This is a genomic window from Rhizobium grahamii CCGE 502 (assembly GCF_000298315.2).
Taxonomy (GTDB): domain Bacteria; phylum Pseudomonadota; class Alphaproteobacteria; order Rhizobiales; family Rhizobiaceae; genus Rhizobium; species Rhizobium grahamii.
This window is the reverse complement of sequence record NZ_AEYE02000004.1, coordinates 224646-248959: the sequence shown is the minus strand read 5'-3', so window position 1 is coordinate 248959 and position 24314 is coordinate 224646. Positions and strand designations below refer to the sequence as shown.

Sequence of the window (24314 nt, the reverse complement as noted above, 5' to 3'; positions counted from 1 at the left end):
TCGAAGACGCCTTCATCCTCCTGCACGAGAAGAAGCTCTCGAACCTCCAGGCCATGCTGCCGGTTCTCGAAGCTGTCGTTCAGACCGGCAAGCCGCTCCTCATCATCGCTGAAGACGTCGAAGGCGAAGCGCTTGCTACGCTCGTCGTCAACAAGCTGCGCGGCGGCCTGAAGATTGCTGCTGTCAAGGCTCCTGGCTTCGGCGATCGCCGCAAGGCCATGCTCGAAGACATCGCTATCCTCACGGGTGGCACCGTCATTTCCGAAGACCTCGGCATCAAGCTCGAATCCGTAACGCTCGACATGCTCGGCCGTTCGAAGAAGGTTTCGATCTCCAAGGAAAACACCACGATCGTCGACGGCGCTGGCGCCAAGTCCGACATCGAAGGCCGTGTTGCCCAGATCAAGGCTCAGATCGAAGAAACCACTTCGGACTATGACCGCGAAAAGCTGCAGGAACGCCTTGCCAAGCTCGCTGGTGGCGTTGCCGTCATCCGCGTTGGCGGCTCCACGGAAGTTGAAGTCAAGGAAAAGAAGGACCGCATCGACGACGCGCTCAACGCGACGCGCGCTGCTGTTCAGGAAGGCATCGTCCCCGGCGGCGGTATCGCCCTGCTCCGTTCTTCCACGAAGATCGCTGCAAAGGGTGCAAACGACGACCAGGAAGCTGGCATCAACATCGTTCGCCGCGCCCTGCAGGCTCTGGTTCGCCAGATCGCTGAAAACGCAGGCGACGAAGCTTCGATCGTTGTCGGCAAGGTCCTCGACAAGAACGAAGACAACTACGGCTACAACGCCCAGACGTCCGAATATGGCGACATGATCGCCATGGGCATCGTCGACCCGGTCAAGGTTGTTCGTACGGCTCTGCAGAACGCAGCTTCGGTTGCTTCGCTGCTGATCACCACCGAAGCCATGATCGCCGAGCTGCCGAAGAAGGATGCTCCTGGCGGCATGCCGGGCGGCATGGGCGGCATGGGCGGCATGGACATGATGTGATAGGCGAAAGCCTATCGCAGGAATGTCCATAGAGGTCGCCCATGCACTTAGAGTGGTTCAGCGCGGCAAGCGCGCTGAACTGGCGGCATGGACATGATGTGATAGGCGAAAGCCTATCGTTGAAGCGTCCATAAAGCTTCACCGATCTATCTCCGGTTTCCCGGAACAGGAAGGGCGGTCTTCGGACCGCCCTTTTTCGTTTCGGCGTGCGATTCGCCGAACAGCAATTGTGTTCGTTTTTCAATCCTCAGATGAAACGTTTAAGCAGCGATGTGAGCATGCCTCGCGTCATTCGAGGCTTTCGCAAGGCTTGCGCGCTTGCATTTTTTCTACCGCGGACTGCTTTCCGTCCTGACGCAATTTCGTGCATGTTTTGTCACGCAAATGGCAGGTGAAACCGCTTACACCTCAGAAATCTTCCCATCTTTGGCATCTTTCTGCGCCTTCCAAGAATTTTTCCTGCCGTTTTTCCACTCACAGTAGAGACCGGCGTTGTGCAAAAAGCAGATTGCCGTTTGCATAAAAGCGCCTATAAATCCGCGCTGCATTCGGCGCGCGTTCATCCGCCGACGGTCGCGATCCAATTCGTTGCCGACCACGGGAACGCGAGGGCGAGCTCGGGAAAAACCCCTCCCGAAAAATACATCAGAAGTTGTGCGTTTTTCCCGCGAAATTGGAAGCGGCTCCGTTAGAAGTGCCGACATCCAGACCCCATTTCGCAGGTGGCCGAGCATGATGCGCGGCGCAGCATGAACCTGCCCATTCTTGCCGGACGTGCAGCAGGGGAAGCTGTACCTAAGCTGGGGAAAAATTTGTTCAAAATTGCTAAAACCACCACCGCGGCACCGCTCATGCCGGGTTCACTCGACGTCAGCAATCACGACCCTGACCTGCTGGCGCAGTTTTCCATTTCCGAGACCTGGGTCGGAGATTTTTCCACGGGCATCATCCGCCTGAGGGAATGGAGCACGATGCTGCACGGGCTGCCGGCGCGTGAATGCGGCCTTCTCAGCCTTATGCGCTGCTACGACCCGAAGGATCACGATCACATCCTGGACCTCTTCGAGCAGGCCGCGACTCTCTCTTCATCGTTCTGCTTCTCGACCACGATCATGATGCCGAATGGCTTCCGCCAGCCCTTGTTCTGTATGGGCGAGTCGAATGGTCATGATAACGCCTCCCATGGCAGCTTGCTCGGCGTTTTTGTCTTTCCGCGATTCAAGACCAACACCGGCAGCGAGTTCGCGCGGCGCCAATAGACGCTGCTCGCCAGGCAAAAAGCCGGCCCCTTGTGGACCGGCTTTTGTCGTTGCCTACTTGCTACCCAAGGCTTATGCCGGGCGCGCAGGTATATTCAACCCCTTTTCCGATGCCGGCCGGGCTATGCAGCGTTCAAGCCAGTCCATCACGGCCGGGAAGCTCTTGTAGTCCAGCACCTCCCGACCGCCGTAGAAGATATCGGCGCCGCGGAGCCACGGGAAGGTAGCGATATCGGCGATGGTGTAGAGATCGCCCATGATCCACTGGCGGCCTTGCAGCCGTCCTTCCAGCACGCTCAGCAGGCGCTTGGATTCGTCGCGGTAACGCTCCATTGGGTAGGAGTTGTTGGCAACCTTATCGGCCGCAAACTTGTAGAAGTGCCCGAACTGCCCGAACATCGGCCCGATACCGGCCATCTGGAAGAAGACCCACTGGATCGTCTCGTAGCGCCCTGCTGCGTCTGATGGAATGAGCTTGCCGGTCTTCTCGGCGAGGTAGAGCAGGATCGCGCCTGACTCGAAAATGCCGATCGGCTTTCCGTCCGGACCATTGGGATCGATAATTGCCGGAATGCGGCCGTTCGGATTGAGCGACACGAACTCAGGCGATTTCTGGTCATTGGTGTTGAACGAGATCAGGTGCGGCTCGTAGGACAAGCCGAGTTCTTCAAGCACGATCGATATCTTCACGCCGTTCGGCGTCGGCAAGGAATAGAGTTGGATAACGTCGGGGTTCGCTGCCGGCCAGCGCGTCGTGATCGGAAAAGCGGAAAGATCTGCCATTGGGGTCTCCATCTTGGGCGGCCGACCATAGAAGAGGGTTATTGCCAATGGCAAGCCGCCATCGCCATCGATCCGTCGTTCAACAATAGAGAACAAAGCGTCCGCTTTCGTCTATCTTTTCACGACGGCAAAAAAAGGCGACAAAACGGCATCCGAGGTTGAAACCGTGCCGGGGGCACAGAGACCTCAAACGTCATTCACAAACGGAGACTTTGTCCCATGTCGAATACCAATAACGCCATCATTCTTGTTGCTCGTATCCTCCTCTCGTTCATGTTCATCTATGCCGGCTTCGGCAAGCTGACCGATCCGGCTGGCACTGCCGGAATGATCGCCGGTGCTGGTCTTCCGGCCTCCAGCGCGCTTGCCTATCTCGCAGGTACCTTTGAATTCGTGACCGGTCTTGCCGTCCTCGTCGGCTACCAGACCAAGATCGTCGGCTGGCTGCTCGCCGCGTTCTGTGCATTCACCGCCATCGTCTTCCACCTGCCTACGGTCAACGTTCCGGACTTCCCGGCTGCTGCCCTCGGCTGGATCAATGCCCTGAACCAGATCATGGTCATGAAGAACTTCACGCTGGCCGGCGCTTACATCTTCCTCGCGATCGTCGGCCCCGGCCTCTATTCGCTCGACGCACGCCGCGGCGTCTACGCAGTCGCCTAAGCGATCAGGCTCCTCCCAAGCATAAAAAAACCCGCCGTCAGCTGACGGCGGGTTTTTTACGTTTCGGTCTGAGGATCGCTCAGACCGCCGAACGAACGGCGTCGATCAGCCGCTGAACAGTCGCATCGCCAGCATGGCTTTCCTTGCGCGCCCGGACGAAGCAGGCCTCCGATCGAAGTATGACGCCGTCGGACAGGACCTTCAGATTATTCGCGCGAAGGGTCGAGCCGGTCGAGGTGATGTCGACGATGATATCGGCCGATCCCGAGGCAGGCGCCCCTTCGGTTGCTCCCAGGCTCTCGACAATCCGGTAGAGCTGGATGCCGTGCTGGCTGGAGAAGAATTGCTGCGTCAGCCGCCAATATTTCGTGGCGATCGCCAGTCGGCGGCCGTGACGGGCGCGAAAATCGGATGCAACGTCGCCGAGATCGGCCATGGTGTCGACATCGAGCCAGATTTCGGGAACGGCAACCACGACATCGGCATGACCGAAGCCGAGCCGCGCGCAGACTTCGACGCGCTTGTCGGCCTCCGCCAACCCCTCGCGAACGAGGTCTTCGCCGGTCACGCCGAAATCGACGGTGCCGTTGCCGAGCTCGCGAGAAATCTCCGAGGCCGAGAGAAAGGCGACTTCGACGTCGTCCCAGCCTTCGACGCGTCCGCGATAGGAGCGATCGTTGCCGACAGCGGTGATCCTGATGCCGGCGCGATCGAAGATCGCCGAGGCATCGTCCTTCATACGGCCCTTGGAAGGCAATGCGATGGTAATCGTCATCAGGCAGCCCTCTCCGCTTCGATGCGATCCAGCCAGAGCGAGAAGCCGACGGCGGGAATGCGTTCCCTGGCGCCCAGGAAGGTCATCAGGCGATCAAAACGACCGCCACCGGCGAGAACCGCAGACGTGCCCTGAACGCCGATCTCGAAAACCAGGCCGGTGTAGTAGTCCAGCGGACGGCCGAAGGCTGCGCGGTAGTCGATCAGCGCCAGGTCGACGCCGGCATTGGCGAGTGCGGCCACACGGCCGTCGAAACGCGCAAGGGCGTTGCCAAGCTTGAGGCCCGCGGCATCGGCAAAGCCGGCCAGCGCGGCCGAGGCATTGATCAGCGGCACGTTCAGCGACAGGAATTCCTCGAGCACGCGGAAGGCGGCATCATCGAGGCGCGTTTCGGAGAGGATCAGCTTCTCCTTCAAGCGGCGCGCGATCTCCAGCGGCGAGCGGCTCGCATTCGTCGAGTAGCCTGTCGCCTGCATCGTCGCATCAATGTGTGCAACAAGTGCTGCTTCATCGTCGGCGGCGATGAGATGCGCGATCTCGTCGCTGAGCCCTGTGACAAACTGGGGGCTGACGAGGCTCGCCAGCAGAGCTTCGAGCTGACTCATGTTGCCGAAGGCATGGACCAGCCGTTTCTGCCACCCGAGCGGCAGACCGAGCGCCTGTACGACCGCCTCAAAGACCGCCTGGTCGCCCAGCGTAACCGAAAGATACTTGCCGGGAACGACTCGCTCCAAGACGCCAATCGCGTCACCGATTGCCCGCGCATCGGCAGCGGCTATGTTGATGTCGCCGAGATCCTCGATCCCGGCCTGATAGAACTCGTTGCCGCCTTCGCGCCGCTGGCGGAAAACCTCGCCGAGATAGGAGTAGCGCTTCGGCGTGCCGGTCGCGCTCTCGATGTGGCGCAGACAGACGGGGATCGTGAACTCCGGCCGCAGGCAGAGGCTGGCGCCCGTCTCGTTTTCGGTCATGAAGATACGCCGGCGAAGATCCTCACCGGCGATATCAAGAAACGGTTCGGCCGGCTGGATGACGGGCGTATCCACCCGTTCCGTCTTTCGCGCCGCAAACTCAGAGAGGAGTTCGCCGGAAAAGTCCGGCAGATTGATCAGGGCCATCTCAGCCCGCCCTATTCCGGTCTTCGGCCTGCGCCGCGAGAATTTCCTTCACCTTGGCGACGAGGTCGCCTTCGGCAACCGTTTCCTGGGCAACACGGGCCTCACGCCAGCTGGCGTTGTCCTCGATCTCGCCCGACAGGCGCTTGCCCTCGATCAGGTCCTTGATCTGCACGACGCCCTGCGCCCGCTCGTCACCGCCCTGGATGATGGCGACAGGGCAGCCGCGGCGGTCGGCATATTTCAGCTGGTTGCCGAACTTCTTCCAGTTGCCCTGGAACATCTCGGCACGGATGCCGGCGGCGCGCAGCTCCTGTGTCATACGCTGGTAGCGGCCCATGGCGTCGACATCGCCGTCCATGACGGTGACCAGAACCGGCTCTATGACTTCGGCCTGGCCGAGCTTGCCGAGGTTTTTCAGCGCCGTCATCAGACGCGAGACGCCAATCGAGAAGCCGGTAGCCGGGACCGGCTGGCCCATGAAGCGGGACACGAGGCCGTCGTAGCGACCGCCGCCGCCGACCGAGCCGAAGACGACCTTCTCGCCCTTCTCGTTGGTGACGTCAAAGAGGAGCTCGGCTTCGTAAACCGGTCCGGTGTAGTATTCGAGGCCGCGCACGACCGACGGATCGATCTTGACGCGGTCGGACTGGTAGCCGGCGCTTCGCACCAAAGCGCCGATGAAGTTCAGCTCGTCGACGCCTTCCGCACCCTTGGACGTTCCAGCGACCAGTTCGGCAAGCTTGGAAGCGCTTTCGGCATAGTCCTTGATGCCGACGAAGAAGAGGACCTTGTCGATCTGGCTCTGGTCGAGGCCTGCGCCCTTGGTGAAATCGCCGGACTCATCCTTACGGCCGGGGCCGAGAAGGAGTGCAACGCCCTCGGGGCCGAACTTGTCGAGCTTGTCGATGGCGCGCAGCACGTTGAGACGCTGGCCGACCTTGTCATCGCCTCCGAGACCGATCGCCTCCAGCACGCCGTCGAGAACCTTGCGGTTGTTGACACGGATCACGTAGTCGCCGCGCTTGATGCCGAGGGCTTCCAGCGTATCGGCCATCATCATGCACATTTCCGCATCGGCCTGGACGCCGGGCGCGCCAACAGTATCGGCGTCGAACTGCATGAACTGGCGGAAGCGACCCGGGCCTGGCTTCTCGTTGCGGAAAACGTAGCCGGCGCGATAGGTGCGGTACGGCAGCTGGATCTCGTTGAAATTCTCGGCGACATGACGGGCGAGCGGCGCCGTCAGGTCGTATCGGAGCGACATCCACTGCTCGTCATCGTCCTGCAGCGAGAAGACGCCTTCGTTCGGCCGGTCGGCATCAGGCAGGAACTTGCCGAGCGCATCGGTGTATTCGAAGAGCGGCGTTTCGACAGGATCGAAACCATAATGCTCATAGACTTCCCTGATCTTCGCGGTCATTTCATTGACGGCGCGAATATCGGCTGCCGAACGATCGACGAAGCCGCGTGGGAGCCTGGCCTTGAGCTTTTGTGGTTTCTTCTGCTTGTCGTTCATTTCCAAGGTATTCCGCTCGCTGTGACAGTGGCGGTTTCCTAGCGGAAAGGGCCGGGTGCGGCAAGGGCGAAGGCCCTTGATCCGGAACACAGAATCGATTGAACGAGTAGGAATGGATCGAATGCCAGGAGCTCTATCATGATCGCGGAGGCGCTTCTCTACGCCGCGACCGTTCCGGTGACGCTGAAGGCGCATCGCCGGTTCATCCGATACTCCGTCAATCTCTGGTCCCGCGCCGGCCGCTGCAGCCGGCAATGGGCAGAGCACGAAGAGAGGAGCAAGGACGCCGTAAGGAGCGCCATGGCCGGCCTGCGGCAGAGGAGAACGGCGGTCATCCTGGGATCCGGCCTGCTTCGCGACGTACCGATCGAGGAGCTAGCCCGGACGTTTGATACCGTCGTGCTCGTCGATCTCGTGCATCTCGCCTCGACGCGCCTGTGGCTGCCGCTGAAAGGCTACAAGAACGTTCGGCTGATTGAGCGCGACCTTTCGGGCTATGACGACCTTGCGGCCAGCGGGCAGCCGGAACCCCTCGCCTTCTTGAGAAACGTTCCGTATCTCGACTTCGTCGTCTCGGCCAATCTCCTCTCGCAGATCGGCCGAGGTGTAAAGCGGCGCTTCGATGCGGAACAAAACGGCACGATGCCCGCCGATACCGTCGCACAGCTGATCGGGGCGCACCGGTCGGCGCTGGAAGCGGCGCCCTGCAAGACTTGCCTAATCACGGATGTCTCCTATGCCGTCATCGACCGCACCGGGAAGGTTCTTGAAGAGGCTGACCTGCTGCACGGCGTGTCGCTATCCTCGGTTCAAGCCGACTGGACATGGCCCGTGGCGCCGATCGGCGAGGAAAGCGCCGACTATCAGATCGTGCACAAGGTCGTTGCGGCATATTGAGTGTTGGCTCGTCCGAGCCCGAGTTTCGCTCGGGGCGATGTGCCAATTCGAGCACCGCCGCCGCGCCCCTCGGTTGACAAATGGCAGGCAGCCCATAGTCTGCGTGTACGCCTTTGAAATCGCAACCGCTCGAAGATGAGGATCATGCCGATGACGAAGTGCATGAGACGGTTTCTAGTAGCGCATCTTGCTCTTTGCCTGACAGCTTTCGCGGCAGCCGCTGCGACGCTCGATACGATCACTGAGCGCAGCAGCGTGCGCATCGGCTACATCGCCGACGAAGCGCCCTTCTCGTCCAGCAAGGCGGGCGCCAACCCGACGGGATATGCCATCGACCTCTGTGGCAAGATCGCCGATGAAATAGAACACCAGGTTCCGCAGCTGAAGCGCGAATACATCGAGACAACTCTCGCCAGCGGCTTCGACGCGGTGAAAAATGGAGAGGTCGATCTGCTTTGCGGCGCGATCACCGTCAATTTGAAGCGGCGCGAAATAGTCGACTTCTCGCAGCCTATCTTCCTGACCGGGGCAACTGCACTGCTCCGCAAGGATTCGCCCAACTATCTGCAAACGCTTTTCCTCGAGAAGCCTGCTGTTCGCGCCGTTAGCGAGCATGTCGCATCGACCCGCATCATCGGCGTGCGTGCCAACACTACGACGGGAGTGACACTGCGCGAGGCGCTGGCAACCCAGGTCTCGAAGACCAAGCTTGCCGATTTCCAGACGCATGAGGAGGGGCTCGCCGCACTCGAGGATCGCAAGATCGATGCGTATATCGCGGATCAGGCGCTGCTCGCCAGCCTGGCTTCGCGGGCGCGCGATCCGTCCTCTCTCGAGATCGGCGATCGCCTGTTTACGCACGAACCCTATGCGATAGGGCTGCGTCGCGACGACGCCGACTTCCGCCTGCTAGCTGATCGTGCCTTGACGGCTTTCTATCTGTCGGACGATTTTCTGCCGTTGCTGGAAGGCTATTTCGGAGCGGAGGCGGCTCCGATGCTGCACACGCAAATCATCATGGAGCATGTGCCCGATTGATATCAAATGCGGACCGAAGCGTACGGCTCATCTACCTGGGCCGATGGACGCTTCGGCGGACGGTGCGGAGAGCGACCTCGGAGCCAGCGTCCTTGCGACGCTGTCATGCGAACCACTTGATTGTGGTCTAAGGTAGCAATTGCTATATTGATTTTGCAGCCACAGGTTTGTCGTCGGAGGGGGCGGCCATGCGGATCGCGATCATGGGGTCGGGCGCCATCGGCGGCTATCTTGGTGCACGGCTCGCTCTCGCGGGCCACGATGTCACCTTTGTTGCCCGGGGGCGCCACCTCGAGGCAATGCAAACCTACGGACTTCAGCTTGAGAGCCCGCTCGGCAATGTCAGCCTGCCACATGTGAAGGCGACTGCGACGCCCGGCGAGGTCGGCCATGTCGACATCGTTTTCTTCGCCGTCAAGCTCTATGACAGCGGCACGGCGGCTGCGGCAATCGTGCCGATGGTCGGGCCGGGGACGAGAGTCGTGACTTTGCAGAACGGCATCGACAGCGTCGAGACCCTTGGCCGACTGGTGCCGCCTTCACAGGTTGTCGGCGGCGCTGCCTACATTTCAGGATACCTCAAACAGCCCGGCTTAATCGTGCATGTGGGTGGTGCCACTCACTTCTATGTTGGCGGGCACAACGACGCGGTGGTTGGTGCGTTGGAAGCGGCTTGCTTCCAGGCTGAAAACATCGGACTGCAGAGGGTCGAAGATATCGATCAGGCGCTCTGGACCAAGTTCGTGACGCTCTGCGCGTTCTCGGGTGCGACCAGCTTAATTCGATCCGGAATTGGATCGATCCTGACCGATCCTGAATCTCACACATTCCTTGGCCAGTTGCGCGATGAGGGCATGGCGGTAGCGAAGGCAGCAGGCCACCCGATGCAGGACGGATATGAAGCATACGCTGCATCGGTGTGGCAGAACCTGCCGCCCGATACGCGCTCATCAATGGCAAACGATCTTTTGAACGGAAAGCCATTGGAACTTGCATGGCTTTCTGGGCGAATGCACGCGCTTGGGAATGAACTTGGCGTACCGACGCCATCACACACGGCGGTTTATCGCGCGCTCCATCTCTACGCAAAGGGCACACTCAACTCCACGGCTGACGGCTTTTCTGGGAGAGAAACCAATGGAGACCTTGCAAAATCAGGCTGAAGGCACTGTGTCGACGGCCACCGACGACGCACAAGCCATGTTCAACAAACATCTGGCAACGTACCGGAAGATCGTCGGCGAAAACCTCATGTTTCATCGCGAGGTCTATGGCTTGCTTGGCAGCCTGCTTTCGCAAGTGATGCCGAAGCCGTTCAAGTTTCTCGATATCGCTTGCGGGGATGCAGTCGCCTCGGCAGGCGCGTTGAAGGGGAGCGCCATCGGCCACTATTACGGCATCGACCTCTCTCCGCAGTCGTTGGATCTCGCGAGGGAATCGCTGAAGGACTTGCCGTGCCCTATCGACCTGCGGTGCGGCGATTTTGCCGAAGCAATGGCCGACTGGTCCGACACCGTGGACTGCGTATGGATTGGAATGTCGCTGCATCATCTCCAGCCGGACGGAAAGATCCGACTGATGAAAGATGTGCGCGATACATTGAGCCGTGACGGCCTGTTTTTGATCTGGGAACCCACCCTTCTCGACGAGGAAAACCGGGAAGAACATTTTGATCGGTTCTCGGCTTATCGTAATGTGTGGGCCGCATTAACGGACGAAGAATTTGCGGCGATGGACGCGCATATGAGGCTCGCCGACTTCCCGGAAAGGGCCGACACATGGACGGCGATGGGCCGTGAAGCCGGGTTCTCCGAAGCGAAACAGATATTTATGATGCCCAATCGCTTCGGGAGAGTCTTCCAATATAGGAACTAGCGTCAACTCGCCTTGGCTCTGGGGTCACTCCCTCGCCAGAAACGGGCGATCCTTGAGGCCGTACATCGTTCCGATGTCGTTCGGATCCAGCATCGGATGTCCATCTTGGGCCGACCGCTCGCGACCAATCACCGCCAAATCCGCAAAAAGCAGCTTGGCTTATTCGCCTCGGGTTCCTATTTTGACGGCATGCGCTTTATTGCAATCATAGCGATGGTATTGGCCTGGCTTGCCTATGGCACCATGTCCGCCTGGGCTGGCTGTCCGACATGCCTGTCGATGCAGACCGTCGCAGCAACCTCCAGTGTCGAACACCATCATGTGGCCGGAATGGACATGGGCGAGACAGCGAAATCTGCGCCCGCGCAACAAGATCCGTGCTCAGCTAGCGGCATGGTGCACATGCCCTTCTGCTCAGCCTGTCTCGTCGTGCCGCCGCCGATGGTGTTCGCGGCAGCCGGAAAGCACGTATTTTCCTATCCTGCCCCTGGACCGGCCGATGCGATGCGGGATGCACGCCCTCAGCCCCTGGCGCCGCCTCCCCGGCTTGTCTGACCGGTTTTCATGAAACGCTGCGGCTTCGGCCGCGCATTGAACCCCAGCATCAGACAGAGGAAGGTAATCCCATGTCTCTGAAAATTCTCGCCCTTGCTGCAACGCTCGCCCTCTCTGCCACACCCCTTTTCGCGGAAGATGCGCAGATGGATATGAGCAAGCCGATGGGCGACCACAGCGCATCGAGCCATGCGTTCGCGGAGGCGAACGCGAAGATGCACAAGGACATGATGCTCAAGTATAGCGGCGATACCGACGTCGACTTCGTCCGGGGCATGATCCCGCACCATCAGGGCGCGATCGACATGGCGAAGATCGAATTGCAATACGGCAAAGATCCGGAAATCCGCAAGCTGGCGGAAGCCGTGATCAAGGCCCAGGAGGCCGAGATCGCCGACATGCAGGCCTGGCTCAAGGCACACGGCAAGTAATAGCCAAGGACGCCGGAGCAGCAAGCCCCGGCGTCCGCTTCGCGAAACCTGAATCAGGCCTTTGGTTCGAATGGCTCGGGCCGGCGGCCAGATCCCTGGCGCGCTAGCATCCAGCCCGGATACTCGGGTGCCAGTTCGCTGACCTCGTCCAGCTTCCTCAGATCGTCTGCATCGAGTTTCAGATTGACGGCCGCAAGGTTCTGGTCGAGCTGCTCGACCCGCTTTGCGCCGATGATGACAGTCGTTACGAAAGGCTTCGCGAGGATGTAGGCAAGCGCGACCGTCGCAACGCTCGTGGCGTGTTTCTCGGCGACCTCGCGCATGACGGCAACGCAGGCCCAGGCGCGATCCTTGTCGACCGGCGGGAAGTCGAAGGCGGCGCGGCGACCTTCGCCGTTGCCCGGCGCACCCGGCCCGTATTTGCCGGAGAGAAGGCCGCCCGCCAGCGGCGACCAGACCATCAGGCCGAGCTTTTCCTCCTGCATCATCGGCACAATGTCGCGCTCGAGATCGCGGCCGGCGATGGAATAATACGCCTGCACAGTCTCGAACCTCGCAAAGCCGCGACGCTCGGAGATGCCGAGCGCCTTGGCAATGCGCCACGCCTGCCAGTTGGAAACGCCGACATAGCGCACCAGGCCGCGCGACACGAGGTCGTCGAGTGCTCGCAGCGTCTCGTCGATCGGAGTCACGGTGTCGGTGGCATGGATCTGATAGAGGTCGATATGATCGGTTTGCAGCCGCTTCAGGCTGGCTTCGACCGAATCCATGATGTGGCCGCGGGAAGCGCCGCGATCATTCGGCTTGTCGCCCATGGTGCTATAGACCTTGGTGGCAATAACCACGTCCTTGCGGGGAACGTCGAGATTTTTCAGCGCCTGGCCAAGGAGCTTTTCGGATTCGCCGAAGGAGTAAACATCCGCCGTGTCGATGAAGTTGACGCCTGATGCCAGCGACCTTTCGACGATCTGATCGGCAGCTTTCTGGTCGACGTCAGCGATGGAACCCCAGAGATTGTTTTCGCCGGCGGCACCGAATGTCATCGTGCCGAGGCAGATTTCCGAGACGAACAGTCCCGTATTTCCAAGTTGATTGTAACGCATGGTCAGAGATTTCCTTGTGACGGCCGCGAGCGCGACCTAAAGACGGTTGAATTGATTTTTTGGTTATTGGCCTGGTCGAGACAGGAACAGCCAAAATGCGGCTGTGCGAGAGGCCCTATCGATGTAAGGCGAACCGACGGTATTTCAACGTGTCCGTTACCATCCGACCATTCGCATCCCCTTGTTTCACGCCCGGCCTCCAATAAATTCTACTTGACGACTCGGAGATGACGGATGACGACCCGCGCGCTGACAACCATCGGCTTCGATGCCGACGACACGCTCTGGCAGAACGAGCAATATTATCGGCTGACCGAGGCGCATTTCACCGAACTGCTGGCTGATTTTGCAGACGGCCCGAGGGTGTCGGAGCGACTGCTCGAGGCCGAGAAGCGCAATCTCCGCCACTACGGCTTCGGCATCAAGGGATTTACCTTGTCGATGATCGAGACGGCGATCGAAGTCACCGAAGGCAAGGTCCCTGCCAGCGTCATTGCCAGCATTCTCGACACCGGCCGAGACCTGCTTTCCCACCCGGTCGAGACCCTGCCGCACGTTCAGGAGACGCTGGCGGCGCTCTCGGAGAACTACCTGCTGGTGATGATCACCAAGGGCGACCTGTTCGATCAGGAGCGCAAATTGGCGCAATCCGGGCTCGGTGATTTCTTTCACGCGGTCGAGATCGTTTCCGACAAGACTGCGGTAACCTACCGCCGGATCTTCTCCAAGGTCGGGGGTGGCCCGGAACGGGCGATGATGGTCGGCAATTCGCTGAAATCAGACATCGTCCCGGCGATCGCCGCCGGCAGCTACGGCGTCTTTGTGCCGCACGAACTCACCTGGGTGGTGGAGCATGTCGAGGAGCCGAAAGATGCGCCGCGCTTCCGCAAGATCGAACATCTGGGGGAACTGCGCGGTCTGATCGAAGGCCTCGGCTAACCTGCTGTCACCTTGGGGGAAAGAGCGGCGACGGCGATTGCTTGTCGGCGGGAGCAGCCGGTTGTGGTGCTGCCGCCTGAGGCTCGACGAGAATGCTGTAGGGTGCGCCTAGCCCCCGGCGTGGCGAGACCTTGGAGTAGTAAGGCCGCAGCAGCCAGGTGGTGCTGTCCTTCACGGTGATGTTGTAGCTTTCACCATCCTCGTCCGTCCCGAAAATCGCCTCCTCATCAGGTATCGCCAGATCGAAGATCGAGAGGAAGGCGAATTTGCTCTTGGTCGAGAAACTGATCTTCACATGCTGCCCGGCCTTGACGGGAAGCGTGTAGACGCGCCCGTTGCCGAATTTCGTCCAGCCCTTGAGTTCCATGGTGGCGGCCGGAAACTGCAGTTTCTCCAGTCGTTCGCCAGGCTGCAGCTCAGGTGACTGCGCGAATGCCGCGGACGCCAGCAGGCACAAGGCGACGGTTGCCGCGAGCCCCTTCATGGGCGCACCAGCGCATCGCGCATCGTTTCCACCTCGGCGCGACAGTAGCAACCTTCGACGTGATCGTTGACGAGACCCATTGCCTGCATGAAGGCATAAACTGTGGTCGGACCGACAAACGTCCAGCCGCGTTTCTTCAGATTCTTGGAAATGACGACAGATGTCGGTGTTGTCGGGTTGGCCATGACGGTGGCACGATCGACCACCTTCGGGCGATCATTATGGCCGGGCTCGAAGCTCCAGAAATAGCGAGCGAGCGACCCGAACTCCTGCCGCAACTCGATCGCTCGGCCAGCATTGTTGATCGTCGAAACGATCTTGCCGCGATGCCGCACAATGCCGGGATCGGCAAGGCAGCGCGCGATATCGGCGTCGTCGAAGAGCGCGACCTTCTCGAAGTCGAAGCCGGCAAAGGCAGCGCGGAAGTTCTCGCGTTTACGCAGGATGGTGAGCCAGGAGAGGCCCGACTGGAACCCTTCCAGGCAGATCTTCTCGAAGAGACGGATATCATCGGTGACGGGGCGTCCCCACTCCTCGTCGTGATACTTGAGGTAATCAGGGAGGTTGGCGTGCCAGTGACAGCGGCTCTTGCCGTCTTCGCCGATGATGATGCCCGTTTCGCTCATGGTCTCGCTTCGCTTTCTGCTACGAATCCGGCTTTACCATTTGCAAACTCTGTTTCCAAACCGAACGATAACCCTGACGAAAAGTTTATCTCTCGCCTCGGACTTGAATGAGTTCAAATTTACCATTCGCTGGCGGGAACAGTGGCAGCGTGAAGCAAGGCGGCCGCTGCCGTCCGCGCATTTTCGGCCATTTGTAGAGAGTCCGTCCGATGATGAAATCCCTTCTGCTCGCCGCAGCCATGCTCGGCGTCTTTTCCACGGCTGCGCTCGGCGACGACCGCTACGCGACGCGCCCGCCAGTCGTGCTGAGCCCAGATCTCGCAGCCCCGTGGATCATGCAGTTCGGCGGCAAGGTTCGCCCCGTCGTCTACAAGCAGCCGGTCTTTCCGCAACGCGGCCTGTTCACATCCGGCGTCTTCGGCCGCGCTCCGGCCGCCGTGGCGCAGCCGGTCTCTGCCATCAATCCCGGCGTGCCAGTCGTCCGCCGCCAGCTTGAGCCGCAATTTCTGCCGCAGATCGTCACCTACGACACCACGGAACGGCCCGGCACGATCGTCATCGATACCAACAGCCGCTTCCTCTATCTGGTGATGGACGGCGGCAAGGCTCGGCGCTACGGCGTTGGTGTCGGCAAGCCAGGCTTCGAATGGGCCGGCGTGCACAAGATTACCCGCAAGTCCGAATGGCCTGACTGGACGCCGCCAGCCGAAATGGTTGGCCGCGAAGCCGCCAAGGGCCACTATCTCCCGGCGCGCATGGACGGCGGTCCCGAGAATCCGCTTGGCGCCCGCGCCATGTATCTCGGTTCGACGCTCTACCGCATCCATGGTACCAACGCCCCCTGGACGATCGGCAACGCCGTTTCCTCCGGCTGCATCCGGCTGCGCAACGAAGACGTCGTTGACCTTTACGAACGCGTAAAGGTTGGAACACGCGTTATCGTCATGTAAAGGCTCATCAATACCGGCGCGGAGCCAAGCATAGTTGCAATTAAACATCGCAGCTGCTTCATTCCGCCCCCGACATCTTGAACTGGATCGAAGTTCGGTTAGCTTCGGTCCGGTTTTGCTTTGAGGGAATCAAATATGCTGAAATTCGCGACGGCTCTCGCAGCCGCCGGCCTTCTGGTCTCGTCCGTATCCACATCTGTGTCGGCACAGCCGATCGCGCCCACCCATGACGGTGCGCCTGTCGTTCGGGTTTCCGTGCAGCCGAAATCGGTCAAGCCGCAGTTCAAGCGCCAACGCGTCCACCTCGTCACCAACGAGGCACCCGGCACGATCATCATCGATACCAACAACAAGTTCCTTTATCTCGTCGAGACCAAGGACCGCGCGACGCGCTACGGCATCGGCGTCGGTCGCGAAGGCTTCGGCTGGTCGGGCGTCGTCAAGATCGGCCGCAAGGCAGAGTGGCCGGGCTGGACGCCACCGCCTGAAATGCGCGTTCGCGAGGCGGCGAAAGGCCACATCCTCCCGGCCTTCCAGGAAGGTGGCGAGGACAATCCGCTCGGCGCCCGCGCAATGTATCTTTACAAGGGCGGCAATGACACGAGCTTCCGCATCCACGGCACCAACCAACCGTGGTCAATCGGCCTCAACATGTCGTCCGGCTGCATTCGCATGATGAACAAGGATGTGATGGATCTCTACGATCGCGCTCCTGTCGGCACCAAGGTCATCGTCGTCGGCCCAGGCAACAAGCAGGGCGAGATCAGCTTCGACGATCGCGGGATCGACATCCTGCGCACGCTGTTCGGCGGCTAATGCAAGTATTTGGCGGCCGGCGACGGCCGCCTATTTCGATCCGCAACTGACCTTGCCGGTCGCGCTAAGCGGCTTCCCGTCGCCCTCAAGGGCAAGTTCATAGGCGCCGGAGAATGTCGTCATCGACTTGCCGCGCTGGCCGGCGGTCACGATCAGGCTGACGCCCTGCGCCTTGGGGTCGTCTCCATCCTCATAGAATACTTCCAGCCGCAATTCGCCATCGTGCGACCAGTGGTGCGTCAGGTTCTCCGACGTCACGGCAATCTTCTGTAGCGCCTGGGGCGCATCGCCGCTCTTCACCACCAGAGCACCGCGAAAATGATTGAGCTTGTGGCCGCCTTCCGCCTCGAAACCGCTTTCCACCGTGAAGCGCACATTCTTGTCATCCGCCGAGCAGAAGAAACGAGTGGCTGCGTGGGCGGCATTGGTCGCACCGCAAAGAAGCGTGAACGCGAGAATGGTGCGGTACATAGCGGGCTCCTGAGACCTCCGGACGATCCGGCGCCGCTAAGCTAAGGGCAAATCCTTTAATTTTTCCGGTATATCTCCGCCGTAGGCCCAGTCCAGCAGTTGGACCGTGTGAACGATCGGGATTGCTGTGCCGGTCGTGATCTGCATCATGCAGCCGATGTTGCCGGTTGCGATCACATCAGGCTTGGTCGCCTCGATATTCCTGACCTTGCGGCTCTTGAGCGCTTCGGAAATATCGGACTGCATGACGTTGTAGGTACCGGCAGATCCGCAACACAGGTGGCCTTCCGCGGGATCGCGGACGTTGAAGCCGGCCGCCTTCAGCAGCTGCTTCGGCGCCATCGTGATCCTCTGGCCGTGCTGCATCGAGCAGGCAGAGTGATAGGCGACAATGATGCCTTTCGGCATCTGGGCCGGCAGGTCAAGCGACGCAAGGTACTCGGTGACATCCTTCGCCAGCGACGAGATGCGCGCCGCCTTTTCCGCATAAACAGGATCGAGCCGCAGCATGTGACCGTAATCCTTGATCGTCGTGCCGCAGCCGGAAGCGGTGATGATGATCGCGTCGAGCCCACCCTTTTCGAGTTCACTCGTCCACACATCTACGTTGGCGCGTGCGCTTGCTAACGCCTGCTCTTCGCGTCCCATGTGATGGACGAGCGAGCCGCAGCAACTTTCCCCCTCAGGCACGACCACCTCAACACCCAGCCGCGTCAGCAGCTTGATGGTCGCCTCGTTGATGCCTGGATCGAGGACTGGCTGCGCGCAGCCGGTTAGGATCGCGACGCGCCCTCGCTTTTCACCGGCCGCCGCGTGGCTTGCTGGCGCTGCATAGACCGAGGCGGGAGGGATACGTCTCGGCGCCAGCATCAGCATTGAGGCGAATGGCTTCAATGCGGGCGAGCGCCGAAGGAGCCCGGCCAACGGTCGGCCCACCGACGACAGCCTGATCGCAAGGCGAAAGCGATCGGGATAAGGCAGGACAGCGGCGAGGATGGCGCGCACGAGCCGGTTCATGAAAGGACGCTTGTAGGTCTTCTCGATGTGTGCCCGTGCGTGGTCGACGAGGTGCATGTAGTCGACGCCGGAGGGACAGGTCGTCACGCAGGCGAGACACGAGAGACAGCGGTCGATATGAGTGACGACCTCGGCATCCGCCGGGCGCCCGTTTTCCAACATGTCCTTGATCAGGTAGATGCGCCCACGCGGGCTGTCGAGTTCGTTGCCGAGCGTCACGTAGGTCGGACAGGTCGCGGTACAGAAGCCGCAATGCACGCATTTGCGCAGGATCTGCTCGGATTCGGCGACATGAGGGTCGGCAAGCTGGGCGGGCGTAAAATTGGTCTGCATTGCCTTCAGGCTCCTGCCATCTTCCCGGGATTGAAGATGCCGGCGGGATCGAATTTCAGTTTCAGTCGCTGCGAGAGCAAGGCCACCGCCTCCTGCTGCGGCTGAAAGGCGGCCGTCAATGCCCGCATTGGTTCGGGCGCCCGGATCAGCGTGGCGTGGCCACCGCCCAGCACCTTGATGAAACGGCGCAGGAGATCCGCATCGGCATCCGCCTCCATCCGCATCCAGATCAGCCCACCCTGCCAGTCGTAGAATGCATCGACTCCGGCTTCGAGGCGAAGGGCCGCGACCAGCTGATGGCCGATGCTTGGCGCGACAGAAACCCGCCAAACGGGCCGCATCGTGCCGTCAGCATAAGGGGCGGCATCCCGGATGTCTTTCCAAAGACGCACGCTCTCGCTTTGTTCCAGCCGCGTGACCGATCCGAACGCTTGCATGGCCGCAACGAGCTTGGCTGCGCGGGCGTCAACGGAGCCAGGCAGGCCTTCAATGCGCAGACAGGTCGCCTCGCCTCCCGAAAGCGTGCTGTCGAGAAATTTCCAGGAGACGGTCATCGGCAAATGCGCGGCGCCGGACACTTCGACTGGCAAGGCCATCGCCGCCGCCATGGCGTTGGCGGCTTCGGCATCGTTCAGGCCGGAAACGACAATCGTCGCTTCCGTTCGCGGTCGCGGCGGCACGCGGAAGGTCACTTCCGTCAGGAACCCTAGCGTTCCATGCGAGCCTGCCATCAGCTTGACGAGATCCAGTCCGGTCACGTTCTTCATCACGCGGCCGCCCGCCTTGATCAGTTCACCCTTGCCGTTGATGAAGCTCACGCCAAGCAGGCTGTCGCGCGCCGCGCCGGCCACAAAACGGCGCGGCCCCGAAACATTGGCGGCAAAGACGCCGCCGATGGTCGGCTCGCCGGGTGTGCCCATGATCGGCCGATGGTCCATCGGCTCGAACGCCATCATCTGGCCGTTCTCAGCGAGTGCGGCTTCGATCTCGGACATCGGTGTTCCTGAGCGCGCGGTCAAAACCATCTCGCCGGGATTATAAGCCGTGATGCCGCTCAGATTGGACGAACGCAACCGACTTTCCGCCGCGACTGCATTTCCGAAACCGGAACGGGTGTTGCTGCCGCAGATCGCCAGCGGCTTGCCTGCCTGTGCATGGCTTCGGACGATTGCCGCAGCCTCGTCATCCGTCATGGGCAATAGATCGATCATGCGGCCGGACGTCCCTCGAGCGGGAAGACCTTGGACGGATTGAGGAGCCAAGCTGGATCGAAAGCGGCGCGTGCCGCCATCTGCTGCGCCAGGTCGGCCTCGGAATATTGATGGCGCATCAGGTCTCGCTTTTCGATGCCGACCCCGTGTTCGCCCGTCAGGCAGCCGCCGGCATCGACGCAGAGCTTCAGGATTTCCATGCCCGCCGCTTCCGCACGTGCGGCGTCGTCCGGATCGTTGGCATTGAAGAGGATCAGGGGGTGCATGTTGCCATCACCGGCATGGAACACGTTGGCGACGCGAAGCCCATGGCGGTCGATGATTTCAGAGGTTTTCTTCAGGACGTAGGAAAGCTGGCTGAGCGGCACGGTGCCGTCCATGCAGATATAATCGGCGATGCGCCCGGTGGCGCCGAAGGCCGACTTCCGGCCCTTCCAGATCAGCGCCGCCTCGGTTGCCGACTGGCATTCGCGGACGGTCTTCACGCCATGCCTGCGGGCGATTTCGACGATGCTCTTCAGCATGTCGTCCATTTCCGCTTCCGATCCCTCAACCTCCACGATCAACAGCGCGCCGACATCCAGAGGATAGCCGGCCTTGGCAAAGGCTTCGCAGATTTCGATCGCCGGCTTGTCCATGAATTCGATAGCAACCGGAATGATGCCTGATGCAATGATGTCAGCGACGCAGGACCCTGCCTCTTCGGAGGTATCGAAGCCGAAGAGGACCGGCCGCGCGCCCTCGGGCTTGGCAATCAGACGGACCGTCGCTTCCGTGACGATCCCCAGCTGACCCTCGTGTCCGCAGACGAGGCCGAGCAGATCGTAGCCTGCCGCATCCAGCGCCTTGCCACCGAGATCGATGACAGTGCCGTCGGTCAGCACCATCTTTACGCCGAGCAGGTTATTGGTCGTGACCCCGTATTTCAGACAGTGCGCGCCGCCCGAATTCATGCCGATATTACCGCCGATCGTGCAGGCCAGCTGCGAGCTGGGATCGGGCGCATAGAAGAAACCATCCGCCGAGACGGATTCCGAGATATTCAGATTGGTGACGCCGGCTTCGACGACCGCCACGCGATTGGGAAGATCGATCTCGAGGATGCGGTTCATCTTCGACACACAGAGGACGACCGCATCCTCCTGCGGGATCGCTCCTCCCGAGAGTGACGTTCCGGCGCCGCGCGGTACCACAGGGACGCCGTAGCGATGACAGTATTTCATCACGGCGGCCACTTCCGCGGTTGTCCGCGGCAAGGCAACCGCAAGCGGCATGCGGCGGTAGGAAACAAAGGCGTCGGTTTCGAACGGCATCAGCTCGCGCGCCTCATGCACCAGGCATTCCGGCGGCAGCAAGTCGATGAGATCTGCAACAATCTGCCGACGGCGGGCAAGCACATCGGCACGCGGGGCGAGAAACGAAATGGTGTCGGACATGGCTCACTCCCTTCGCCGGCGGCAGCGAAAACCGGGCACGTCCTCCGCGCTGCCGGTTCGATCGGGCTTAACACTTTCCCGATTCTGGCGCAAATGCTAAGCACTTATTCCAAAAGGACAAACAATCTAAGCGCATGACCAATCTGGGTGACCTTGAAATTTTCGCGAAAGTCGTTTCGACCGGGAGCATGTCGCTGGCCGGCAGGGCGCTCGGTTTTTCACCGGCCGTAGTCTCAAAACGCATCAAACGGTTGGAAGATCGGCTCGGCACGCGACTTTTACAGCGCACGACGCGGCAAATCTCGCTGACGGAGGCCGGACAGGGCTTCTACGACCGTGTGCTCGGCATTCTCGCCGGTATCGAGGAGGCGGAATACTATATCTCCGGGCGCTCGGCACAGATGCAGGGAACGCTGAAGGTGACGGCGCCGACCTCCTTCGGGCGCACGCATGTCGCCCCACATCTGAAGTCCTTCATGGACATGCATCCGGGGCTTGCGATCAATCTGGTGCTCAGCGACGAGTTCACCGACATCGTCGGTGAAGGCTTTGACCTTGCCATCCGGATTGCGGAACTGACGGATTCGAGTCTCGTCGCGCGGCGGCTCGCGTCGGTCAGGCGCCTGCTTTGTGCCTCCCCCGATTATCTTTCCGCCAACGGCACGCCGCGGACGATCGAAGACCTGAAGCAGCACCGCTGTCTGCCAGCGCACAACAACGATGCCTGGCGACTGGAAGGGCCTGAGGGCCCGCTTTCCCTTCGGCCGGAAGGGATGCTTGTGACGAACTCCAGCGAGGTCGTGCGCGAGGCCGTGATATCCGGGCTCGGCATTGCGCTGCGCTCCACTTGGGACATCAGCCGCGAGCTCAGGGATGGCCGGCTGGTGCACATTCTCCCTGCCTATGAGGGGTCGCGCAACGTGACGCTATCGGCAGTCTACCCAAGCCGTCAATTCCTGCCGGCCAAGGTGCGGCTGTTCATCGACTACCTCGCCGAGGTCTACGGCCCGGTCCCCTATTGGGAACGCTAGGGCTTTCACTGGTCAACTCGCCAACCTCTCGATGAGGAGATCGAGCAGCGCCCGCAGGCGGGCCTGCCGTTTCATGTCCCGGTGATAGCCGATCCAGGTGTCGCGCCCAGGCGGGGCTTCGCCGAGGTCGACCGGCTCGATGTCAGCGATCAAATCGCCAAGGGGGCGCGGCAAGACGGCGAGCCCCGCGCCATTCCTGCACAGCGTCGCCTGCACATCGCGGTTGTTGCTGCGCATGGCGATCTCGGCCTTTGGCAGGAGTCGCGCCAGCCACATGACATCAGGCATGCCGCCGAAGGCTTCGTCCATTGTGACCAGACGCGCGCCTGCACCATCCCCCGCCTTCGGATGCTCTGCGCCCCGGCGGGTATAGAGCCGGTAATCGATATGCAGCAGCTTGCGCGATATTACATCAGGCTCGGTGAAGGGCGCGATCCGAACGACGACATCCGCCTCGCGGCGGGAGAGGCTGAGCAGGCGGCTATCGGTCAGCAATTCAACGACGATCTTCGGATGGCGCAGCGAGAACTCGGCAAGCACCGGCGCCAGCACATGTGCACCGAACCACTCAGAAGAAGACAAACGCAGGAAGCCGCTCAATTGCCGGCTTTGTCCGGCGAGTTCGCGTTCGAGACCGAGCGCTTCCTCTTCCATCCGCTCGGCATGGGCGAAGACGGCTGTACCCTCGTCCGTCAACACAAAGCCGTCGGCGGTCCGCTGAAACAGCGTCTGACCGAGCGAGACTTCAAGGGCCCGAAGACGACGCCCCATCGTCGGCTGCGTCAGGCCGAGACTGCGAGCGGCAGCGCCGAGAGTTCCCTGGCGCGCGATCGCCAGGAACAGCTTGAGATCGCTCCATTCCACAATGCGACTCCCAAACAAAAATGCATGAACATCGTGCATTCTCTTTCATTTCCATTCGCACATCAACGGCGCATTCTCCGGGCAATTCAAACGAACGGAGAGTTGCATGTCTCAGTCCACAACGATGAAGGCGCTTCTGATCGACGCGCCGAACGCCGATTTCCGCTTGGCCGAGATCGCCAAACCGACGCCACGCGAGGGTGAGGTTTTGGTTCGAATCAAGGCGAGCGGCGTCAATCCGCTGGACACCAAGATCCGTGCCGGCAATGCCGCCCATGTGCGGCATCCGTTTCCCGCCGTTCTCGGCATAGATCTGGCCGGCGTCGTCGAGCAGGTAGGCCCCGGCGTCACCGAGTTCCGCCGTGGTGACGAGGTTTACGGCATGACCGGTGGCGTCGGCGGCATCCAAGGCTCGCTGGCTGAATTCGCGGCGGTTGACGCCAGGCTGCTCGCGCCGAAGCCCCACAATCTCTCGATGCGGGAGGCAGCAGCGCTGCCGCTGATCGCCATTACCGCCTGGGAGGGACTGGTCGATCGCGCCAATGTCCGCGATGGTCAGCAGGTTCTTGTCCTCGGCGCCGGCGGCGGCGTCGGGCACATTGCCGTACAGATCGCAAAAGCCGCAGGCGCCGATGTATTTGCCGTCGACGGTGCGGCAAAGGCTGACTACCTCAGAAGCCTGGGAGCAACGCCGATCGACCGCCGGGTGGAGACCGTGACGGATTATGTCGTCAATCACGCGGGGGGTAAAGGCTTCGACATCGTCTACGATACGGTCGGCGGCCCCAGCCTTGACACTGCCTTCCAGGCGATCAGCCGCTTCGGTCACGTCGTCAGCGCGCTCGGATGGGGGACGCATGCGCTTGCCCCGCTGTCGTTCAAAGCGGCGACCTATTCGGGAGTGTTTACGCTGCTGCCGCTTCTGACCGGCGAAGGCCGAAGCCACCACGGCGAGATCCTGCGTGAGGTCGGCAAACTCGTCGAGGCCGGAAAGCTGATGCCAAGGCTGGACGCGCGTCGCTTCGGACTTTCCGATGTGGCAGAAGCCCATGCCCTGATCGAAAGCCGTCAGGCAAACGGCAAGCTGGTGGTTGAGATAGCCTAAAGTTTGAAGGGCGCGGCGGG

The 24314-nt window shown here is 61.0% G+C and carries 26 protein-coding genes; 14 read left to right on the top strand and 12 right to left on the bottom strand.

All coding sequences use genetic code 11. The features are described from left to right. Positions 1-998 (top strand): chaperonin GroEL (groEL, locus tag RGCCGE502_RS04065; protein WP_016552896.1); only part of this gene is annotated, 998 nt, incomplete at its 5' end. A gap of 812 nt (positions 999-1810) precedes the next feature. Then, on the top strand, positions 1811-2257 hold the full coding sequence (locus tag RGCCGE502_RS04060; protein WP_016552895.1) for a hypothetical protein: 447 nt from the start codon (positions 1811-1813) through the stop codon (positions 2255-2257). Positions 2258-2329: 72 nt separating this feature from the next. Here RGCCGE502_RS04060 and RGCCGE502_RS04055 read toward each other — a convergent pair whose 3' ends face one another. Continuing rightward, positions 2330-3040: a glutathione binding-like protein gene (locus RGCCGE502_RS04055; RefSeq protein WP_016552894.1), complete on the bottom strand. Its 711-nt coding sequence runs from the start codon at positions 3038-3040 to the stop codon at positions 2330-2332. A gap of 219 nt (positions 3041-3259) precedes the next feature. Between RGCCGE502_RS04055 and RGCCGE502_RS04050 the strand changes: the two genes are divergently transcribed. Beyond that, positions 3260-3703, top strand: a complete 444-nt coding sequence (locus RGCCGE502_RS04050) for a DoxX family protein (protein ID WP_016552893.1) — start codon at positions 3260-3262, stop codon at positions 3701-3703. A gap of 79 nt (positions 3704-3782) precedes the next feature. On the opposite strand, the gene hisG is transcribed toward RGCCGE502_RS04050, so the two are convergent. Genes hisG through hisS form a run of 3 tightly spaced genes read right to left on the bottom strand, consistent with a single transcriptional unit; the run spans position 3783 to position 7112 of the window. After that, positions 3783-4478 (bottom strand): ATP phosphoribosyltransferase, encoded by a 696-nt coding sequence (gene hisG / locus RGCCGE502_RS04045; protein ID WP_016552892.1) that lies wholly within the window; start codon positions 4476-4478, stop codon positions 3783-3785. Beyond that, the gene (locus tag RGCCGE502_RS04040; protein ID WP_016552891.1) at positions 4478-5596 is read right to left on the bottom strand and encodes an ATP phosphoribosyltransferase regulatory subunit; all 1119 of its coding nucleotides are present in this window, start codon (positions 5594-5596) and stop codon (positions 4478-4480) included. The genes hisG and RGCCGE502_RS04040 overlap by 1 nt, the downstream gene beginning before the upstream one ends. Before the next feature lies 1 nt (position 5597). Further along, entirely contained in the window at positions 5598-7112 is a 1515-nt protein-coding gene (hisS, locus tag RGCCGE502_RS04035; RefSeq protein WP_016552890.1) for a histidine--tRNA ligase, read from the bottom strand. Positions 7113-7250: 138 nt separating this feature from the next. Between hisS and RGCCGE502_RS04030 the strand changes: the two genes are divergently transcribed. The 6 genes from RGCCGE502_RS04030 to copM all read left to right on the top strand — a co-directional run bounded on the left by RGCCGE502_RS04030 (position 7251) and on the right by copM (position 11908). Continuing rightward, positions 7251-8009, top strand: coding sequence for a hypothetical protein (locus RGCCGE502_RS04030; protein ID WP_016552889.1), 759 nt, complete (start codon positions 7251-7253; stop codon positions 8007-8009). A gap of 150 nt (positions 8010-8159) precedes the next feature. After that, entirely contained in the window at positions 8160-9047 is an 888-nt protein-coding gene (locus RGCCGE502_RS04025; protein ID WP_040673947.1) for an amino acid ABC transporter substrate-binding protein, read from the top strand. 188 nt (positions 9048-9235) lie between these two features. Continuing rightward, positions 9236-10210, top strand: a complete 975-nt coding sequence (locus tag RGCCGE502_RS04020) for a ketopantoate reductase family protein (protein ID WP_016552887.1) — start codon at positions 9236-9238, stop codon at positions 10208-10210. Next, positions 10185-10922 carry a class I SAM-dependent methyltransferase gene (locus RGCCGE502_RS04015; protein WP_016552886.1) on the top strand — a complete coding sequence of 246 codons (738 nt, stop codon included), beginning with the start codon at positions 10185-10187 and terminating at the stop codon, positions 10920-10922. The genes RGCCGE502_RS04020 and RGCCGE502_RS04015 overlap by 26 nt, the downstream gene beginning before the upstream one ends. A 96-nt stretch (positions 10923-11018) precedes the next feature. Next, a complete protein-coding gene (locus RGCCGE502_RS04010) occupies positions 11019-11477 on the top strand; it encodes a hypothetical protein (protein ID WP_016552885.1) in 459 nt (152 codons plus the stop codon). 71 nt (positions 11478-11548) lie between these two features. Beyond that, the gene (copM, locus tag RGCCGE502_RS04005) at positions 11549-11908 is read left to right on the top strand and encodes a CopM family metallochaperone (RefSeq protein WP_016552884.1); all 360 of its coding nucleotides are present in this window, start codon (positions 11549-11551) and stop codon (positions 11906-11908) included. Positions 11909-11961: 53 nt separating this feature from the next. Here copM and RGCCGE502_RS04000 read toward each other — a convergent pair whose 3' ends face one another. Then, positions 11962-13011 carry an aldo/keto reductase gene (locus RGCCGE502_RS04000; protein ID WP_016552883.1) on the bottom strand — a complete coding sequence of 350 codons (1050 nt, stop codon included), beginning with the start codon at positions 13009-13011 and terminating at the stop codon, positions 11962-11964. 234 nt (positions 13012-13245) lie between these two features. Here RGCCGE502_RS04000 and RGCCGE502_RS03995 point away from each other — a divergent pair, with 234 nt between their 5' ends. Next, complete coding sequence (locus tag RGCCGE502_RS03995) at positions 13246-13950, top strand: HAD family hydrolase (protein ID WP_016552882.1); 705 nt, start codon at positions 13246-13248, stop codon at positions 13948-13950. A gap of 7 nt (positions 13951-13957) precedes the next feature. On the opposite strand, the gene RGCCGE502_RS03990 is transcribed toward RGCCGE502_RS03995, so the two are convergent. Next, complete coding sequence (locus RGCCGE502_RS03990; RefSeq protein WP_016552881.1) at positions 13958-14434, bottom strand: hypothetical protein; 477 nt, start codon at positions 14432-14434, stop codon at positions 13958-13960. Further along, on the bottom strand, positions 14431-15060 hold the full coding sequence (locus RGCCGE502_RS03985; protein WP_016552880.1) for a DNA-3-methyladenine glycosylase I: 630 nt from the start codon (positions 15058-15060) through the stop codon (positions 14431-14433). The genes RGCCGE502_RS03990 and RGCCGE502_RS03985 overlap by 4 nt, the downstream gene beginning before the upstream one ends. Before the next feature lie 209 nt (positions 15061-15269). Here RGCCGE502_RS03985 and RGCCGE502_RS03980 point away from each other — a divergent pair, with 209 nt between their 5' ends. Both RGCCGE502_RS03980 and RGCCGE502_RS03975 read left to right on the top strand, forming a co-directional pair. After that, the gene (locus RGCCGE502_RS03980) at positions 15270-16010 is read left to right on the top strand and encodes a L,D-transpeptidase (RefSeq protein WP_016552879.1); all 741 of its coding nucleotides are present in this window, start codon (positions 15270-15272) and stop codon (positions 16008-16010) included. Between the two features lie 135 nt (positions 16011-16145). Then, positions 16146-16826 (top strand): L,D-transpeptidase, encoded by a 681-nt coding sequence (locus RGCCGE502_RS03975; protein ID WP_016552878.1) that lies wholly within the window; start codon positions 16146-16148, stop codon positions 16824-16826. Between the two features lie 30 nt (positions 16827-16856). On the opposite strand, the gene RGCCGE502_RS03970 is transcribed toward RGCCGE502_RS03975, so the two are convergent. Genes RGCCGE502_RS03970 through RGCCGE502_RS03955 form a run of 4 tightly spaced genes read right to left on the bottom strand, consistent with a single transcriptional unit; the run spans position 16857 to position 21294 of the window. Next, positions 16857-17297, bottom strand: coding sequence for a hypothetical protein (locus RGCCGE502_RS03970; protein ID WP_016552877.1), 441 nt, complete (start codon positions 17295-17297; stop codon positions 16857-16859). A 36-nt stretch (positions 17298-17333) separates the two neighbouring features. Further along, positions 17334-18647: a glycolate oxidase subunit GlcF gene (gene glcF / locus RGCCGE502_RS03965; protein ID WP_016552876.1), complete on the bottom strand. Its 1314-nt coding sequence runs from the start codon at positions 18645-18647 to the stop codon at positions 17334-17336. Between the two features lie 5 nt (positions 18648-18652). Next, positions 18653-19858, bottom strand: coding sequence for an FAD-binding protein (locus tag RGCCGE502_RS03960; protein WP_016552875.1), 1206 nt, complete (start codon positions 19856-19858; stop codon positions 18653-18655). Beyond that, positions 19855-21294: an FAD-linked oxidase C-terminal domain-containing protein gene (locus tag RGCCGE502_RS03955; protein ID WP_016552874.1), complete on the bottom strand. Its 1440-nt coding sequence runs from the start codon at positions 21292-21294 to the stop codon at positions 19855-19857. The genes RGCCGE502_RS03960 and RGCCGE502_RS03955 overlap by 4 nt, the downstream gene beginning before the upstream one ends. 134 nt (positions 21295-21428) lie before the next feature. Between RGCCGE502_RS03955 and RGCCGE502_RS03950 the strand changes: the two genes are divergently transcribed. Further along, positions 21429-22325, top strand: a complete 897-nt coding sequence (locus RGCCGE502_RS03950; protein WP_016552873.1) for a LysR family transcriptional regulator — start codon at positions 21429-21431, stop codon at positions 22323-22325. Positions 22326-22337: 12 nt separating this feature from the next. On the opposite strand, the gene RGCCGE502_RS03945 is transcribed toward RGCCGE502_RS03950, so the two are convergent. Further along, positions 22338-23189, bottom strand: coding sequence for a LysR family transcriptional regulator (locus RGCCGE502_RS03945; protein ID WP_040673942.1), 852 nt, complete (start codon positions 23187-23189; stop codon positions 22338-22340). Positions 23190-23295: 106 nt separating this feature from the next. On the opposite strand from RGCCGE502_RS03945, the gene RGCCGE502_RS03940 reads away from it, so the two are divergent. Beyond that, positions 23296-24294, top strand: coding sequence for a zinc-dependent alcohol dehydrogenase family protein (locus tag RGCCGE502_RS03940; protein WP_016552871.1), 999 nt, complete (start codon positions 23296-23298; stop codon positions 24292-24294). Positions 24295-24314: the final 20 nt, after the last annotated feature.